Annotated in this window: 12 protein-coding genes and 1 riboswitch; of the genes, 8 read left to right on the top strand and 4 right to left on the bottom strand. The window is 69.7% G+C overall.

Annotation, left to right across the window (positions count from 1 at the left end; all coding sequences use genetic code 11):
* The first annotated feature begins 10 nt into the window (after window positions 1–10).
* The 3 genes from ACNJ7K_RS26585 to ACNJ7K_RS26575 are packed head-to-tail and all read left to right on the top strand — an operon-like array spanning window position 11 to window position 3,314.
* Complete coding sequence (locus tag ACNJ7K_RS26585) at window positions 11–1,099, top strand: cobalamin biosynthesis protein CobG (RefSeq protein ID WP_487042550.1); 1,089 nt, start codon at window positions 11–13, stop codon at window positions 1,097–1,099.
* Window positions 1,096–1,746: a precorrin-8X methylmutase gene (locus tag ACNJ7K_RS26580; protein WP_016691521.1), complete on the top strand. Its 651-nt coding sequence runs from the start codon at window positions 1,096–1,098 to the stop codon at window positions 1,744–1,746. The genes ACNJ7K_RS26585 and ACNJ7K_RS26580 overlap by 4 nt, the downstream gene beginning before the upstream one ends.
* Complete coding sequence (locus ACNJ7K_RS26575; RefSeq protein WP_016691520.1) at window positions 1,743–3,314, top strand: precorrin-2 C(20)-methyltransferase; 1,572 nt, start codon at window positions 1,743–1,745, stop codon at window positions 3,312–3,314. Before ACNJ7K_RS26580 ends, ACNJ7K_RS26575 begins: the two co-directional genes overlap by 4 nt.
* On the opposite strand, the gene ACNJ7K_RS26570 is transcribed toward ACNJ7K_RS26575, so the two are convergent.
* The 4 genes from ACNJ7K_RS26570 to cbiE form a co-directional block, all read right to left on the bottom strand.
* On the bottom strand, window positions 3,269–3,817 hold the full coding sequence (locus ACNJ7K_RS26570) for a TetR/AcrR family transcriptional regulator (protein ID WP_016691519.1): 549 nt from the start codon (window positions 3,815–3,817) through the stop codon (window positions 3,269–3,271). The genes ACNJ7K_RS26575 and ACNJ7K_RS26570 overlap by 46 nt on opposite strands.
* Window positions 3,818–5,248: an MFS transporter gene (locus ACNJ7K_RS26565; RefSeq protein WP_159417643.1), complete on the bottom strand. Its 1,431-nt coding sequence runs from the start codon at window positions 5,246–5,248 to the stop codon at window positions 3,818–3,820. It abuts the gene before it with no gap.
* Between the two features lie 157 nt (window positions 5,249–5,405).
* Window positions 5,406–6,167, bottom strand: a complete 762-nt coding sequence (locus tag ACNJ7K_RS26560) for a cobalt-precorrin-4/precorrin-4 C(11)-methyltransferase (protein WP_159417642.1) — start codon at window positions 6,165–6,167, stop codon at window positions 5,406–5,408.
* A complete protein-coding gene (gene cbiE / locus ACNJ7K_RS26555; RefSeq protein WP_120280200.1) occupies window positions 6,164–7,384 on the bottom strand; it encodes a precorrin-6y C5,15-methyltransferase (decarboxylating) subunit CbiE in 1,221 nt (406 codons plus the stop codon). Before cbiE ends, ACNJ7K_RS26560 begins: the two co-directional genes overlap by 4 nt.
* Before the next feature lie 41 nt (window positions 7,385–7,425).
* Window positions 7,426–7,621, top strand: a riboswitch (cobalamin riboswitch).
* A 35-nt stretch (window positions 7,622–7,656) separates the two neighbouring features.
* Here cbiE and ACNJ7K_RS26550 point away from each other — a divergent pair.
* The 5 genes from ACNJ7K_RS26550 (at window position 7,657) to ACNJ7K_RS26530 (ending at window position 15,807) form a co-directional block, all read left to right on the top strand.
* Window positions 7,657–9,537, top strand: a complete 1,881-nt coding sequence (locus tag ACNJ7K_RS26550) for a VWA domain-containing protein (protein ID WP_487042549.1) — start codon at window positions 7,657–7,659, stop codon at window positions 9,535–9,537.
* The gene (gene cobO / locus ACNJ7K_RS26545; protein ID WP_016691514.1) at window positions 9,537–10,151 is read left to right on the top strand and encodes a cob(I)yrinic acid a,c-diamide adenosyltransferase; all 615 of its coding nucleotides are present in this window, start codon (window positions 9,537–9,539) and stop codon (window positions 10,149–10,151) included. The genes ACNJ7K_RS26550 and cobO overlap by 1 nt, the downstream gene beginning before the upstream one ends.
* A complete protein-coding gene (gene cobBC, locus ACNJ7K_RS26540; protein WP_487042548.1) occupies window positions 10,148–12,523 on the top strand; it encodes a bifunctional hydrogenobyrinic acid a,c-diamide synthase/histidinol phosphate aminotransferase CobBC in 2,376 nt (791 codons plus the stop codon). Before cobO ends, cobBC begins: the two co-directional genes overlap by 4 nt.
* Window positions 12,520–13,440 carry a cobalamin biosynthesis protein gene (locus ACNJ7K_RS26535; protein WP_120280202.1) on the top strand — a complete coding sequence of 307 codons (921 nt, stop codon included), beginning with the start codon at window positions 12,520–12,522 and terminating at the stop codon, window positions 13,438–13,440. The genes cobBC and ACNJ7K_RS26535 overlap by 4 nt, the downstream gene beginning before the upstream one ends.
* Before the next feature lie 291 nt (window positions 13,441–13,731).
* Window positions 13,732–15,807, top strand: a complete 2,076-nt coding sequence (locus tag ACNJ7K_RS26530; RefSeq protein WP_487042547.1) for a helix-turn-helix transcriptional regulator — start codon at window positions 13,732–13,734, stop codon at window positions 15,805–15,807.
* The last annotated feature ends 7 nt before the right edge of the window (window positions 15,808–15,814 follow it).

The following is a 15,814-nucleotide window of genomic DNA, read 5'->3' as shown; positions in this document are numbered from 1 at the left end:
CCGGAAAGGTGTGCAACCATGTGCGTCCGTGGATGCTCTGCCACCTTCTCGCCCTCCCGATCGGTGCCCCGGAATCCTTCGCCCGCATGTCGCGGCGGACGGCGCGCTGGTGCGGCTTCGCGTGCCCGGAGGGCAGGTACCCGACGGGGCGCTCCGAGCACTGTCGGACGCGGCCATCGCCTACGCCGATGGCGACGTGCACCTGACGTCACGGGGAAACCTGCAGCTCAGAGGCATCGGACTCGACGAGTGCGGTGCCGTCCCCGCCGGACTGGCCGAAGTCGTCACGGCGGCCGGACTGCTGCCGTCGGCGAGCCACGAACGGGTGCGGAACATCGTCGCCTCGCCGCTGTCGGGACTCGCCGGTGGACTCACCGACGTCCGGCCTCTCGCCCGCGAACTCGACGCCGGACTGTGCGCCGATCCGGTCCTCGCCGATCTGCCCGGCCGGTTCCTGTTCGGCCTCGACGACGGCCGTGGCGACGTCGCGGCGCTGCGGTGCGATCTCACCGCCGTCGCGCTCGACGACGGGACCGCGCGGATCGTCGTGGGTGGACTCGCCGGCCCTACGGTACGGCTCACGCAGGTCCCGGAGACGCTCCTGCGCCGGGCCCGCCGCTTCGTCGAGATTCGCGAGTCGGTATGGCACGTGCGTCAACTTCCGCGTGCGGGAGCGGAACTCGGCGGTACCGTTTCCGCTCCGCGGCCACCGGCCTTCACCATGCCGTACGGCACGATCGGCGACGCGGTGTCGGTGATGGTGCCGCTGGGGATTCTCACCCCCACCATGGTCGCTGCATTGCCCGATAGCGGTGTGGTCGTCACGCCCTGGCGCGGCCTGATACTTCCGTCCGGATCGAATCTCGTCGCGCTGCGCGAGACCGGCTTCGAGACGATCCCCGATTCACCGTGGCAGCGGGTGACCGCGTGCACGGGAGCGCCCGGGTGTAGCCTCGCCGGAGGTGACACCCGAGCGCTGGCTCGCCGGATCGTCGCCGGAGATACCACCGATTCCCGAATTCACGTCGCCGGATGCGAACGCGCCTGCGGCGCACCGCACTCGCCTCACCGCCTCGTTTTCGCCAGGAGCACCCCGTGACCCTTCGACCTCCCCCGCGTCGGTACGACTACGTCACCGACGGCGCCGAGATCTACGTCCGGTCGTTCGCGACGATCCGCGCCGAGTCGGAGCTGTCCGCGATTCCTGCGAGTGCGGAGAAGGTCGCGGTCCGGATGATCCATGCAAGCGGGCAGACCGATCTGGCACGAGATCTCGTGATCCACTCCGATCTTGTTCCGTCCGCCCGCACTGCTCTGAACGCAGGTGCTCCGATCCTCACCGACGCGAACATGGTGGCCTCCGGGGTCACCCGTACGCGCCTGCCCGCGGGCAACGACGTGGTGTGCCTGCTCGCCGACCCACGTGTCCCCGAACTCGCCGAGCGGTGGGGCACGACCCGCTCCGCAGCGGCGGTGTCGTTGTGGGCCGACCGCCTCGAAGGCTCCGTCGTCGCGATAGGCAATGCCCCGACGGCCCTGTTCCATCTGCTCGAGATGCTCGACGACGGCGCCCCGCGACCGGCCGCGATCGTCGGTGTTCCCGTCGGGTTCATCGGCGCCGCGGAGTCGAAGGAGGCGCTGCTCGACCATCCGCTGCAGATCCCCCATCTGGTGGTGCGGGGGCGCCGCGGCGGGTCGGCGATGGCGTCGTCCGCGATCAATGCACTTGCCCAGGAGAAGGAATGAGCGACACGATGCCAGGCAGGTTCTACGGCGTGGGCCTCGGTCCCGGTGATCCCGAACTCATCACACGCAAGGCCGCGCGGCTGATCGCCGAGGCCGACGTGCTCGCCTACTATTCCGGCACGCACGGCCGCTCCATCGCCCGGTCGATCGCCGCCGACCTGATCCCGGACGGGGTGATCGAGGAACTGCTCGTGTACCCGGTGACGACGGGCACCACCGATCACCCGGGCGGCTACGACGGTGCGATCGCCGATTTCTACGACGAGTCCGCCGCCCGGCTGGCCGTCCACCTCGACGCGGGACGCACCGTCGTCGTGCTCTGCGAAGGCGACCCCCTGTTCTACGGCTCGTACATGTACCTGCACGACCGCCTCGCTCCGCGATACCCGACGGAAGTGGTGCCGGGGGTGACGTCGGTGTCCGCCGCATCTGCTGCGGCCGCCGAACCGATGGTGCGCCGCACCGATGTCCTCACCATCCTGCCCGGCACGTTGCCCGCCCCGGAACTCGCACGGCGGCTCGCCGACACCGACGGCGCGGCGATCATGAAGTTGGGCAGGACGTTTCCCGCCGTCCGGGAAGCTCTCGCCCAGTCCGGTCGCCTCGACGACGCCGTCTATGTCGAACGCGCGTCGATGGATCGGCAACGCATCCTGCCGGTCACCGAGGTCGACGCCGACGCGGTGCCGTACTTCTCGGTGATCCTCACGGCCGGTGACCGCTCGCCGAGGAATCGCGCCGTCGCCGACCGATCACGGCCCTCCGTAGCGACCGAGGTGACACATCCGGAGGCGAACGAACTGTTCGTCGTCGGGTTGGGTCCCGCGGACGAGAAGTGGCTGACCGCCGAGGCCGCCGACGCACTCGCGCAGGTCGATCACGTCGTCGGATACGGACCGTATGTCGATCGCGTCCCGGTACGTCCCGGCCTGCACCGTCATTCGAGTGGCAACACCGTCGAGGTCGACCGCGCGCGATTCGCTCTCGACCTCGCGCTGGCGGGCGAGAAGGTCGCGGTGGTCTCCGGTGGCGACGCCGGGGTGTTCGGGATGGCGTCCGCGGTGTTCGAGGCCGCCCAGGACGAGAAGTACGCATCGGTGCCGATCCGCGTCCTGCCGGGCGTCTCCGCGGTGCAGGCCGTCGCGGCGCGTGCCGGCGCCCCGATCGGCGGCGACTTCGCGGTGATGAGCCTGTCCGATCGCCTCAAGCCGTGGGACGTGATCGAGAAGCGGTTGGCCGCGGTGTCCGAGGCCGATCTCGTCCTGGGCATCTACAACCCGGCGTCGCGGTCTCGGACGACGCAGGTCGCGGATGCGAAAACGGTTCTGCTGAGGCATCGTCCGGCCGACACCGTCGTCGTGATCGGGCGCGATGTGGGACGGTCCGGTGAGTCGCTCGAGGTCACGACGCTCGAGAAGCTGGATCCGGCGGGTATCGACATGAAGTGCCTGCTCATCGTCGGTGCTGCGGGTACCTCCGTGACACCGACCGGTGCGGTGTGGACGAAACGATCGGTGGACGGTCAGAGTTCGGGATCGTCGACGACCGACTGGACGAGCCGGCCGTAGGTCTCGATCAGGGTCTCGCTGGGCATCTCGTCGGGCGGCAGCAACTCGAACGTCCTCAGGCTGCCCGCCAGTCCCAGCAGGAGGGTGACGACCATCTGCGAGCGCACCAGCCCCGCGGATTCGTCCCCGATCAGTGCCGCGATCCGGGCGACGACCCGCTCGTTCGTCCGCGCGCGGACCACAGCAGGATCCGCTGCCTCACGGATCAGGAAGGGTGCCATCGCCCAGAAGTCGTAATCGTCCGAATCCCGTCGTTCGACGACCGCACGCACCATCCGGTACCCGACCGGCTCGTCGTGACGGGTGGCCTCGGCGAGTCCGGGCGAGTCCGGGGCGGCCGCCTGGAAGAGTTCGGCCTTGCTGCCGGTCAGTTTCATCACGAGAGCCGGTGAGACACCGGCCGCTTCGGCGACGTCCCTGATCGTGGTGCCGTTGAAGCCGCGCTCGGCGAACAGCGGCCGTGCGGCGTCGAGGATGACGTCGCGGGTGGTTCGCTCGGTCACCTAGGCCTTCGCCTCCACGGATGCGCCCGCGACGCGCGTCGTCGACGGTCGGTGCCTCGGAAGGAACATGGCTGCCAGGCTAGCGGAGAACGTCGCGGCGCCGGCGATCCCGAACATCGCCACGAAGGCACTGTGGGCCGGGAAGACCGTTCCGGCCGCCTCCATGGTGAGCCCGGCGACCAGTGCCGCGACCACCGCGCTCATGCCCGACGATCCGATCGTACGGAGCAGGCTGTTGACGCCGTTGGCCGCTGCGGTCTCCGTGAGCGGGACGACCGCCATGATCAGCGCCGGCATGGTCGCGAAGGCCATCGCGTTGCCGATGCTGACGAGGACGCTACCGATGACGATGAGTGCGACGGTGTCGTCGAAGATCATGCGGAATCCGTAGGCCACGGTCATGAGCAGTCCCGCGGCCAGGAGAGTGGTGCGGCCGCCGAATCGTGCGGTCATGCGGGCCGACAGCGGGGAGACGACGAGCATCGTGAGTCCACCCGGAACCATGCACAGACCCGCGGTCGCCGCACTGAGACCGAATCCGAAGCCGGTGATCTCCGGAAGTTGCAGTTGCTGCGTCGTGGAGAGGGTGTTCGCATACGCCGCGAAGCCGACGAAGAGTCCGGCGATGTTGGTGAGCAGAACAGGCCGACGCGACGAGACGCGCAGATCCACCATGGGGACGGGAACGCGCAGTTCGTACGGGACCCAGATCGCGAGGACGACGGCGGCCGCCCCGAGGCTCACGAGGGTCTGCGGACTCGACCATCCCCAGACCGGTCCCTTCGAGATCCCGAGCAGCAGCGCCACGAGTGCGAGCGACAACAGCACCGCGCCGACGAGGTCGAAGCGGCCCCGGGTGCCCGAGGCGCCCGCCGGAACCGTGACGAGGATGCCGACCAGCAGGAGCACACCGGCAGCCGCCGAGACGTAGAAGACCGAGGCCCACCCCAGGGTGTCGTAGAGAATGCCCGCTGCCGGTAGACCCAGGGCGCCTCCGATGCCCATCGTGGCGCTGGTCAGTGCCACTGCGCCCGCGACCTTCTCCCGTGGCAGCAGGTCGCGCAGCACGGCCATGGCCACCGGGATGAGCGCCGAGGAGAAGCCCTGCAGCGCACGGCCGACGAGGACGGCGATGTAGCTCCCGCCGAGCGCGGCGATCAGCGACCCCACGACCATCATCGCCAGCGACAGCACCATCATTCGGCGCTTGCCGAACATGTCGGCCGACCGCGAGACGATAGGGGTCGCCACCGCTCCGGTCAGCAGCGTGATGGTCACCAGCCACGTCGCGGCGCCGGCGGAGACGTCGAGGATCTCGGGGAAGTCCGGAAGCAGCGGAATGACCAGCGTGGTCTGCAGAGCCGCGACGAGACCCGCCAGGCTCAGCAGCGTCGTGATCGTCGTGCCCGACGCCGGTGTCGTTCGTCCCATGTCCCCATCTCCGTTGCCACCCTGCGGGGTGAACACCGTTCACCCCGCATCGAGTGAACGGCGTTCACCCCCGGGTTGTCAACAGGTTCGCGCGCCGTACCGGGGTTCGCCCCTGCTGCAACCGGGGCGAATCCCGGTACGGCGGGCGAAGATGGAGTTATCCGAGACCGGGGCGCTCGCGGGCGGGGTCGTAGAGATGCGAGCAGGCCACATCCGGCCGCTCACGCACGCCGAGAGCGTGTCCGACGACGATGACCGCGGTGTGCTTCAGCTCCGCGGCTTCCACACCGTCGGCGATGTCGGCGAGGGTGCCGCGCAGCACGACCTGGTTCGGCCGCGATGCGAACGCGACCACCGCGACGGGACAATCGGCGCCGTATTCGGCAGTGAGTTCTTCGGCCAGGACACGGATGCGGGTGATCGCCAGGTGCAGGACGAGACTCGCCCGGATCCCCGCGACCCGCGTCAGAGCCTCGGTGTCGGGCATCGCCGTCGACCGGGCCTGCGTGCGGGTCAGCACGACCGTCTGCACGAGTTCGGGAACGGTCAGTTCGGTGCCGAGTGCCGCGGCCGCCGCGGCGTAGGCGGGCACACCGGGCGTGACGTCCCAGGGCACGCCTGCGGCGTCGAGTCGTCGCGTCTGTTCGGTGAGCGCCGAGTACAGCGACGGGTCGCCGGAGCACAGTCGCACGGCGTCGAGGCCGCGCCGGTGCGCGTCGACGAGATGGGCGGTGATCTCGTCGAGGTCCAGGTGTTGTGTGTCGACCAGTTCGGCGTCGTCACGGCAGTGCGAGAGGGTCTCGGCATCGAGATAGGTACCGGCGTACAGCACGACCGGGACCTCGCGCAGCAGGTTCACCGCTCGCAGCGTGAGCAGGTCGGCCGCTCCGGGTCCGGATCCGACGAAATGGACGGTCATCGTTCGCCTTTCACTGCGCTCCACTGCACGACCGGTCGCTGCGCACGCCAGCCGGTGAATGTTCCTATGGGATCTGCGTGTTCGACGGACAGACGGGTGAGTTCACCGCCGTGCGTCTTCCACCACAGCACGAGGCCGGCCTCGGTCTCCAGCGTCACTGCATGCGCGACGAGCCGACCGCCGGGAGGCAATGCGTCCCAGCACGTGTCGAGCACACCCTCACGACTTCCTCCCCCGCCGACGAAGATCGCGTCGGGCACCGGGAGTCCGTCGAGCGCGGCGGGGGCGGCACCACGGACGACCCGCACCGCCGACGGCACACCCAACGCGGCAGCATTGCGCTCGATTGCGCCGGCGCGCCTCTCGTCCTTCTCGATCGCGAGAGTACGACAGCGCGGATCGGTTCGCGCCCATTCGATTCCGACGGACCCGGCTCCCGCACCGACGTCCCACAGCAACTCCCCCGGTCGTGGCGCGAGTGCGCACACCGCCGCGACACGCACGGTCCGCTTGCTGAGCTGTCCGTCGTGTTCGAACAGGGAGTCGTCGAGACCGGGCAGCACCGACAACCCGGCGGGTCCGTCGACCTCGACGCACATCAGACTCAGGGACCGGACGCCCGTATCGGTCAGATGGGCCGCCTTCGCATCGATCCGGGACTCGTCCGCAGCACCGAGATGCGACAACACCGCGACCCGTGAGTTCCCGAAACCGGCGGCCACCAGGAGCGTCGCAACATCCGCGACACGTGCACCGTCGACGAGGACGACGAGTTTGCGTCCGCGCGTCAGAACTCTGCGCAGAGCATCGATCTCGCGACCCACGACGGTGACCGTCTCGCACTCCTCCGCGGACCAGCCCATGCGCGCGCGGGCGAGTGCCACCGACGAGACCGCCGGGATCACCTCCACGGCGTCGCCTCCGAGACGCCGGATCAGTGTGGTGCCGATCCCGGAGACCAGCGGATCACCGGATGCCAGCGCGACGACGTCCTTGCCGGCGTGCCGGTCGAGGAGGTCGTCGAGCCCGGACAGGAGCGGCGACGGCCACTCTTCGCGCACCGCTGCGCAGGCGGGCACCAGATCGAGGTGGCGCCGGCCGCCCAGCAGGACCTCGGCTGCGAATATCCGTTCCCGGACGGCCGACGGCACGCCCGCCCATCCGCCCGCCCCGATTCCGACAACGGTGATGCCTGTCGTCTGTCGCATCGGTCCCATGGCGGTGAACCATAGCCCACGCGCCATGGCCTAGACTCGGCCGCGGCAAGGCAATCGAAGGTGCCCCTCACGGGGATAATCGGGAAGCCGGTGAGAATCCGGCACAGGCCCGCTGCGGTGACCCGGGAGTCGTCGATCATGCGCATCCGCGCAGCCACTGGACCGTCCGGTCCGGGAAGGCGATCGCACGGCGTCCGACCGGGAAGTCCGAATACCGGCCTTCGAACAGCTTGCCGCGAAGAACATCCCAGCGGGAGCCTGTGGAGGTCGAAGTGCATGTGTATCCGTTCGGTGCGGTGGTCGGTTCGGACGACCTCGCGCTGGCCCTGACCCTGTGTGCGGTGTCGCCGTCGATCGGCGGTGTGCTCGTGCGCGGCGAGAAGGGCACCGCGAAATCGACGACCGTGCGTGCCCACGCCGCGCTGTTGCCGCAGATCACCGTCGTGGACGAGTGCCGGTTCTCGTGTGATCCGGCCGCACCCGACACGTCCTGTCCGGACGGCCCTCACCCTGCCGATGCGGGCGCGCATGTCCGTCCGGTGCGGTTGGTGGAACTGCCTGTCGGCGCGGCGGAGGATCGCGTCACCGGCTCGCTGCATCTCGGCAAGGCACTGGCCGACCGCACGGCGGAATACGAACCCGGCCTCCTGGCATTGGCCCACCGCGGCGTGCTGTACGTCGACGAGGTCAACCTCCTGCACGACCACCTGGTCGACCTGCTGCTCGACGCCGCGGCGATGGGTCGCTCGACCGTCGAACGCGACGGGGTCTCCGTCGAGCACGCCTCCCGATTCGTGCTGGTCGGGACGATGAATCCCGAGGAGGGCGAGCTTCGCCCGCAGCTGCTCGACCGCTTCGGTCTCGCGGTGGACGTGGCCGCGCCCCGCGACCCGCACGTGCGCGCCGAGATCGTGCGGCGGCGGATGGCCTTCGACGCCGATCCGGCCGGTTTCACCGCGCGGTGGGCGGATCGGGATGCCGAGTGGTCGCGCCGCGTCGTCTCCGCACGCGAACTCGTCCCGCAGGTCGTGCTGAGCGACGATGCGCTGGTCTCGATCGCCGAGGTGTGCGCGGCGTTCGACGTGGACGGCATGCGCGCCGACCTGGTCACCGCCCGCACAGCGATCGCACACGCCGCCTGGCACGGCCGCCTCGAGGTGACACGCGAGGACATCGCGGCAGCAGCCCGGCTCGCGCTTCCGCACCGTCGGCGCCGCAACCCGTTCGACGCCCCCACCAGCAGCGACGACCTGCTCGACGACCTGCTCGGCGGAGACGACCCCGATCCCGGCCCCGACGACGGTCCCGGTGGCGGCGAGAGCGCACCCGACGACTCGGCAGCGGAGACGTCCTCCGGTTCGGGCGACAGGTTGTCCACCACCCTGGCGTCGGCATCGGATCCGTTTCGCGCCAGGGTGTTCTCCGTCGATCGGGTCGGGCGCGGGGCGGCCGGCCGTCGGTCGCGGGCGGTCACCACGATCGGCCGCACAGTGGGCAGTCGCCGCGGCGACACCGGTCCGGTTCATCTCCCCGCCACGATCCGCGCGACCGTCCTCACCGATCAGGGTCTGCAGCTGCGCCGCAAGATCATCGAAGGCCGAGAGACCAATCTCGTCCTGCTCTGTGTCGACGCCTCCGGGTCGATGGCCGCACGCAACCGGATGGTGCAGGTCAAGACCGCTGTCCTGTCGCTGCTGCTCGACGCCTACCGCCGTCGCGACATCGTCGGCCTCGTGACCTTCCGCGGCACGGGCGCGACCCTCGCACTCCCGCCGACGAATTCGGTGGACGTGGCTGCCGCACGACTACGAGAACTCCCCGCCGGTGGGCGGACCCCGCTGGCCGAAGGTCTGATCGAAGCGGCCGAGACCGTTCGACGCCACTCGCTCCGGGATCCACGTCGGCGCGCCCTGCTCGTCGTGGTCACCGACGGTCGTGCCACCGCCGGGCGGGACGCTGTGCAGCGTTCGCTCGACGCCGCAGACGTCATTGCCGCACAGGGAATCTCCTCGGTGGTGGTGGATTCCGAGACGGGACGGTTCCGGATGGGTCTCGCGGCCCGTCTCGCCGAACGCCTCGGCGCCGAATACGTGCCCGTCGGTGAGGTCGATGCCGACGCCCTCGCGGGAATCGTTCGGGAGAGGGCCGCCTGATGCCGAAGGGGCAGCCCACCGTCGTACCCGACGACGGTCTCACGACCCGCCAGCGCCGCAACCGGCCGCTGCTGATGGTCAACACCGGTGACGGAAAAGGGAAGTCCACGGCCGCATTCGGTCTCGCGCTGCGGGGCTGGAACCAGGGCTGGTCGGTCGCCGTCTTCCAGTTCGTCAAGTCCGCCAAGTGGCGCCTCGGCGAGCAGACCGCCTTCGAGACCCTCGCCGACCTGCACGACGAGCGCGGCACCGGCGGGCCGATCGAGTGGCACAAGATGGGATCCGGCTGGTCGTGGTCGCGCAAGGAGGGCACCGAGGAGGACCACGCCGCCGACGCCCTCGCCGGATGGCGCGAGATCCAGCGACGCCTCGCCGCGGAGCAGCACGGCCTGTACGTGCTGGACGAGTTCACCTATCCGATCGCCTGGGGGTGGGTCGACATCGACGAGGTCGTCGATACGCTGACCTCTCGGCCGGGACGCCAGCACGTCATGATCACGGGGCGGCGGGCGCACCCGAAGCTCGTCGAGGTCGCCGACCTGGTGACGGAGATGACGAAGGTCAAGCATCCGATGGATGCGGGTCAGAAGGGCCAGCGAGGGATCGAGTGGTGAGAGTTCCACGTGTAGTCGTCGCCGCACCGGCATCCGGGCACGGGAAGACCACCGTCGCCACGGGTCTCATGGCGGCGCTGCGCCGCGCCGGCCATGTCGTGTCGGGCCACAAGATCGGTCCCGACTACATCGATCCCGGCTACCACTCCCTCGCCACCGGCCGACCCGGCCGCAACCTCGACCCGCATCTCGTCGGCGAGGACCTCGTCGCTCCCCTCTTCCTGCACGGCGCCGCCGGCGCGGACATCGCCGTGATCGAAGGTGTCATGGGGTTGTACGACGGGATGATCGGCACCGACGGATACGCGTCCACCGCCCACACCGCGGCCCTGCTGTCCGCACCGGTGATCCTCGTCGTCGACGTCTCGCACGCCTCCCGGTCGATCGCGGCGATCGTGCACGGCATGGCGTCCTACGACCGCGGCACGCGGATCGCCGGCGTGATCCTGAACAAGGCCGGATCGCAGCGACATTCGGACGAGGTGATCCGCGCACTCGAACCGACCGGCATCCCGGTGATCGGCGTGCTCGGTCGCGACGACGGCATCACCGTTCCGTCGCGCCATCTCGGCCTGGTGCCCGCCGAGGAACGCGACGAGGCGACCGCACAGGTGGATCGGCTCGCCGCGCGGATCGCCGAGCGCATCGACCTCACCGAGATCCTCGGTATCGCCTCGGCAGCACCCGACCTGTCGGCAACGCCGTGGTCACCGGGCACATCCACCGCGGACGGACCGGTGATCGCTGTCGCCGGAGGTCGTGCCTTCACCTTCCGCTACACCGAGACCGAGGAACTCCTGCGCGCACACGGATGCCGACCGGTGTCGTTCGATCCCCTGCGCGACGAACGGCTGCCTGCCGGCACCGCGGGGATCTATCTCGGCGGCGGGTTCCCCGAGGTGCACGCCACCGACCTCGCCGCGAACCTCCCCCTGCGCACGCACCTGCGCGCCGCGATCGCGGCGGGGGTTCCGACCGTCGCCGAGTGCGCCGGTCTGCTCTATCTGGGGCGGGAGGTCGACGGGCACGAGATGGTCGGCGCCCTCGACACCTCGGCACGGATGACGCCGCGCCTGACCCTCGGCTACCGCACCGCGATCGCACCGCAGGACACCCTGCTCGCCCCCGCCGGCACCCGCGTCACCGGCCACGAATTCCACCGCACCGCGATCGATCCCGGCTCGTCTCCCGCGTGGCTGCTCGACGGCCGGCCGGACGGCGTCGCGACCGCCACGGTGCACACGTCGTACCTGCACACGCACTGGGCCGGACATCCCGATCTCGCACGACGTTTCACGGACGCCGCACGGGCGGCGGAGCCCGCACCCGAACCCACCTCGGCACCGGCACGTCGTCGAACACACGAACCCGACCTGCACCATCACGGCGACCGCGACGCGACCGAGGGGCTGGTCGACCTCGCCGTCAACGTCTCGCGCCGACCGCGACCGGTATGGCTCGACGACGCCCTGCGTGCCTCGCTGGACGCTCTCGCCCGGTATCCCGACCCGAGCGATGCATGCGCCGCCCTCGCCGATCGTCACGGCCGCAGCAACGACGAGGTCCTTCCGACGGCGGGGGGTGCCGAGGCGTTCACGTTGATCGCCCGGGCGCGGGCATGGCGGAAGCCGGTGGTGGTGCACCCGCAGTTCACCGAACCGGAGGCGGCACTGCTGGCCGCCGGGCATCGCGTCACGCGAGTCGTGTTGCGCCGCGACGACGGGTTCGTCCTCGATCCGGGTGCGGTCCCGGAGGATGCCGACCTGGTGATCGTCGGCAATCCGACGAATCCCACCTCGGTCCTGCACTCGGCGGACACGCTTCTGGCACTGACCCGACCGGGGCGGGTGGTCGTGGTCGACGAGGCGTTCATGGACGCCGTTCCCGGCGAAACCGAATCGTTGACGGGAGAGTTCGTTCCGGGACTCGTGGTGCTGCGGTCGCTCACCAAGACGTGGGCGATCCCGGGCCTGCGCGCGGGATACGTGGTCGGCGACGCCGCGGTGCTCGTGGATCTCGCCGCGCAGCAGCCGCCCTGGTCGGTGTCCACTCCCGCAGCGGCCGCGATGATCGCGTGCGCATCCGACGATGCAGTACGCGAGACCGACGTGATCGCGCGGGAGATCGCCGCTGACAGGGAGGTTCTCGTCGACGCCCTCACCGACCTCGGGATCCGCCTGGTCTCCCCCTCGACGGCCCCGTTCGTGCTGGCGTCCGTTCCCGAAGGAACTCGGGATCGATTGCGGGAGAAGGGTTTCGCACTGCGTCGCGGCGACACCTTTCCCGGTCTCGGTGACGACTGGGTGCGGATCGCGGTGCGCGACGCGGCGACCACGGCGGCGCTCGTCGAGACGTGGAGAACGATCCTGTGAAGCAGAGGGCACTCGGACTGGTGCTCGGCTACGCCGCCGACCAATTCTTCGGCGACCCACAGCGGTGGCATCCCGTGAGCGGCTTCGGGAAGTTGGCGCGCGCCGCCGAGGGCCGGCTGTACGCCGACCACCGCGTCGCCGGGGTGGTGTTCACCTCGCTGCTGGTCGGCTCCGCCGGCGCGTTGGGATACGTCGCCGACCGCGCGACCCGCGATCGTCCGGTGCTGTCGGTGACCGTCACGGCGCTGGCCACCTGGACCGTGCTCGGTGGCCGTTCCCTCGGATTCGAGGCCCGGACGATCGACGCCCAGCTCCGCGACGGCGATCTCGCCGCGGCGCGGCAACAGGTGACCCACCTGGTGGGCCGCGACCCGTCGCAACTCGACGAGAACGGGATCGCGCGCGCCACCATCGAATCGGTCGCCGAGAACACCTCCGACGCCGTCGTCGCCCCGCTGTGGTGGGGTGCGGTCCTCGGTCCGGCCGGTCTGCTCGGCTACCGGGCCGCGAACACCCTCGACGCGCGCGTCGGTCACCGCACGCCGCGACTCGAACGGTTCGGCTGGGCCTCGGCCCGGTTCGACGACCTGCTCAATCTCGTCCCCGCTCGCCTCACCGCCCTGCTGGCTGTCGCACTCGGTGACGACGGCCGGGGCGCGGTCCGGGCGTGGCACCGGGACGCGCGTAAGCATCCGAGCCCGAACGCCGGTCCGGTCGAGGCGGCGTTCGCCGGTGCTCTCGGGATCCGGCTCGGCGGCACGAACGTCTATCACGGGGTGGTCGAGGATCGCGGCACGCTCGGCGACGGACCCACGCCGGTCCCGGAAGATATCGGCCGGACCGCGCGACTCGCCTCGAAGGTCGGACTCGGAGCCGTGGCGACGGCTGTCGCCGTCGCACTCGCACGTCGTCGATAATCTGCTCGGCATTTCGCCACCTCGACGGACAATTCCGTTCCGAAGGTGAAATTTCGGGGTGAATCCGTGTTCATTCTGTCCGAATACGTAACTCCGGTTACTGTTCGTGCGATTCGTACATCGGAAAAAGAAGTACGGAACCGTTGAGCAGGGGGAAGCCGACGTGGAGGTGTCGAGATTTTTCCTTACTGTCGCGGTCGCCTGTTCTCGGAATTGTCCGATGCCCCACGTCTGGTGATCCTCCGCGGCCACCGATTCTCGGGGAAGACGACACTTCTGCGGACATGGCTCATGACCGATCCCGAACCTCGTCGCGTCATTGCGTACGTCGGTCCGTCCACGGCGGATTCTGCCGCCGACCGTTATTGGGCGCGGATATTCGATTCCGTACGCCGTTGCATCGACACCGAAGCCTCGCGCACGAGCCGGGGATTCGACGCCCTCCGCACCGCCCTGTCGACCGCGGACACACCCGTCACCCTCGTCCTCGACGGCACGCGACTCGACGAGGACGTCGCCGAGGGCATCGGCACCCTGCTCGCCGACGAACCGACCCTGCGCATCGTCGTCGCGACGCGCACCACGAGTTCCGTCGGTGCGGACATGCCCTCCGACACGAGGATCCTCACCTCCGCCGACCTCGCCTTCACCGTCGACGAAACAGCCGCGTACCTGCGTGATGCCGGTGTTCCGCAGGAGCGGTGGGTCGTGGAGCGGATCGTTCACCGCACCGGAGGGCTACCGGCCGTGATCGGCCGTCTCCCCGCAGCCCTGTGCTCCGCACCGCTCCCCGGAGCGACCGAGCTCGAGCGCCTCGTGGATGCGGTGACCGACTCGGTGACAACGCGGACGATCAAGAACGAACCACTCCTCGCACACCTGCTCCGACCGGTTCTGATGTCGGCGATGACCGACTCGCTGACCTGCGCGTCCCTCGCAGAGTCGGGCGTGGACGCCCCGACCTTTCTCACCACCCTCGAATCCCTCGGTCTGGTCGAACCCGTGCCCGGGAACTCGGCCCGGGTGTACCCGGACGCCGTCCGCCGGTCGTTGTTGCGACGGGCCGTGAACGATCTGCCGGCAGAACCGACGAGGACCTATCTCGTGGTACCGGGGAGCCCCGATCGCGGATCGGACGGCGCTGCGAAGCTCGGGCAGGTCGTCACCCTACGGAGGGAGGGACGGTTCGCCGAGGCGGCGTCGATCTGCGACGAGCTCGCGTCGAGAGCGGTGTCCTCGTCGACGGCACCCGGAACGACGGTCGTCTCCGACGCTGCCTTCTGTTTCCAGGCCGGGCTGACCTATTTCTTCGCGGTGCGTCCGCACGAAGCGATGGGCATGCTGCGCCGCGCCCGTTCCGTCGGGGCCGGGACACCCGTCGGCGAAGACGCCGCCGCCGTACTCGGGCTCATGCACGCCCTACGCGGAGAAGGGCCGGAGGCACGCGCGGCGCTCTGCACCGATCGGACGCCTCGCCGGCACCACCGCGACAGCGCACGACTCGCGCACACAGCCGAGCAGATCGCGGCGGCACTGCTCGCGATCGACCGACTCGAGACCGACGTGGCGCTCGACATCCTCGTCGACATCGAGGCGTCCACGGCCCCGAACGAGTTCTGGGCCCTCGTCCTCTACGCACAGGGCTCTCTCGCGCTGCTCACCCACACTCCGATGGACGGGCTGCGGCGCATCAAGGCAGAGATCCGGAAGCACCCGGAGCTCCACGCGGGGTACAACGCTGTGCTCGTCAACGCGATACGCGCCGATCTCGAACTGGCGCTGGGCGATTTCGACCGGGCGCGGAATCTCGTCGCCGATTCCACCCACTTGTTCACCGCGCCCGTCCATGCCCGCATGCGTCTGCTGACGGGCGATCCGGCCGGCAGCGAAGCGCTCGTGCACCATTACGGGACCGATCCGATCTGCACGCCCCGCCAGGCGATGGAACTGGCCGTGCTCGGTGCCGCTGCCGCGTGCGCGCTCGGACGTGACAGCGAGGCCCGTCCTCACCTCGACCGGGCGATCGCGCTGTCGCAGCAGACCGGACTGTTGCGACCGTTCACCATGGTCTCGCCGTTGATGGCGCGTCATCTCGGCTCGCTGGGAGTCGCCCTGCCGACCGCCTCGGAGCCGACGGCGCTCGACACGGCCACCTATCCGAAGTCGAAACCGGTGGTGCGACTGACGCCGCGCGAACGTGCGGTCCTCGACGGGTTGATCGCGGGTCGCTCGGCACGCACCATCGCGAAGGCCGAATTCGTCAGCGTGAACACGGTGAAGACGCAATTGCGGTCGCTGTACCGGAAGCTCGGTGTGAACTCCGGGAAGGACGCGGTGATCGCCGCCCGGCACCTCGTGCTCGACTGACGCCCGG

Origin of the sequence: Rhodococcus shunpengi (assembly GCF_048381395.1) — a bacterium.
Classification (GTDB): domain Bacteria; phylum Actinomycetota; class Actinomycetes; order Mycobacteriales; family Mycobacteriaceae; genus Rhodococcus.
Note: the sequence above shows the minus strand (reverse complement) of the source record. Positions and strands in the feature narration are given on the sequence as shown.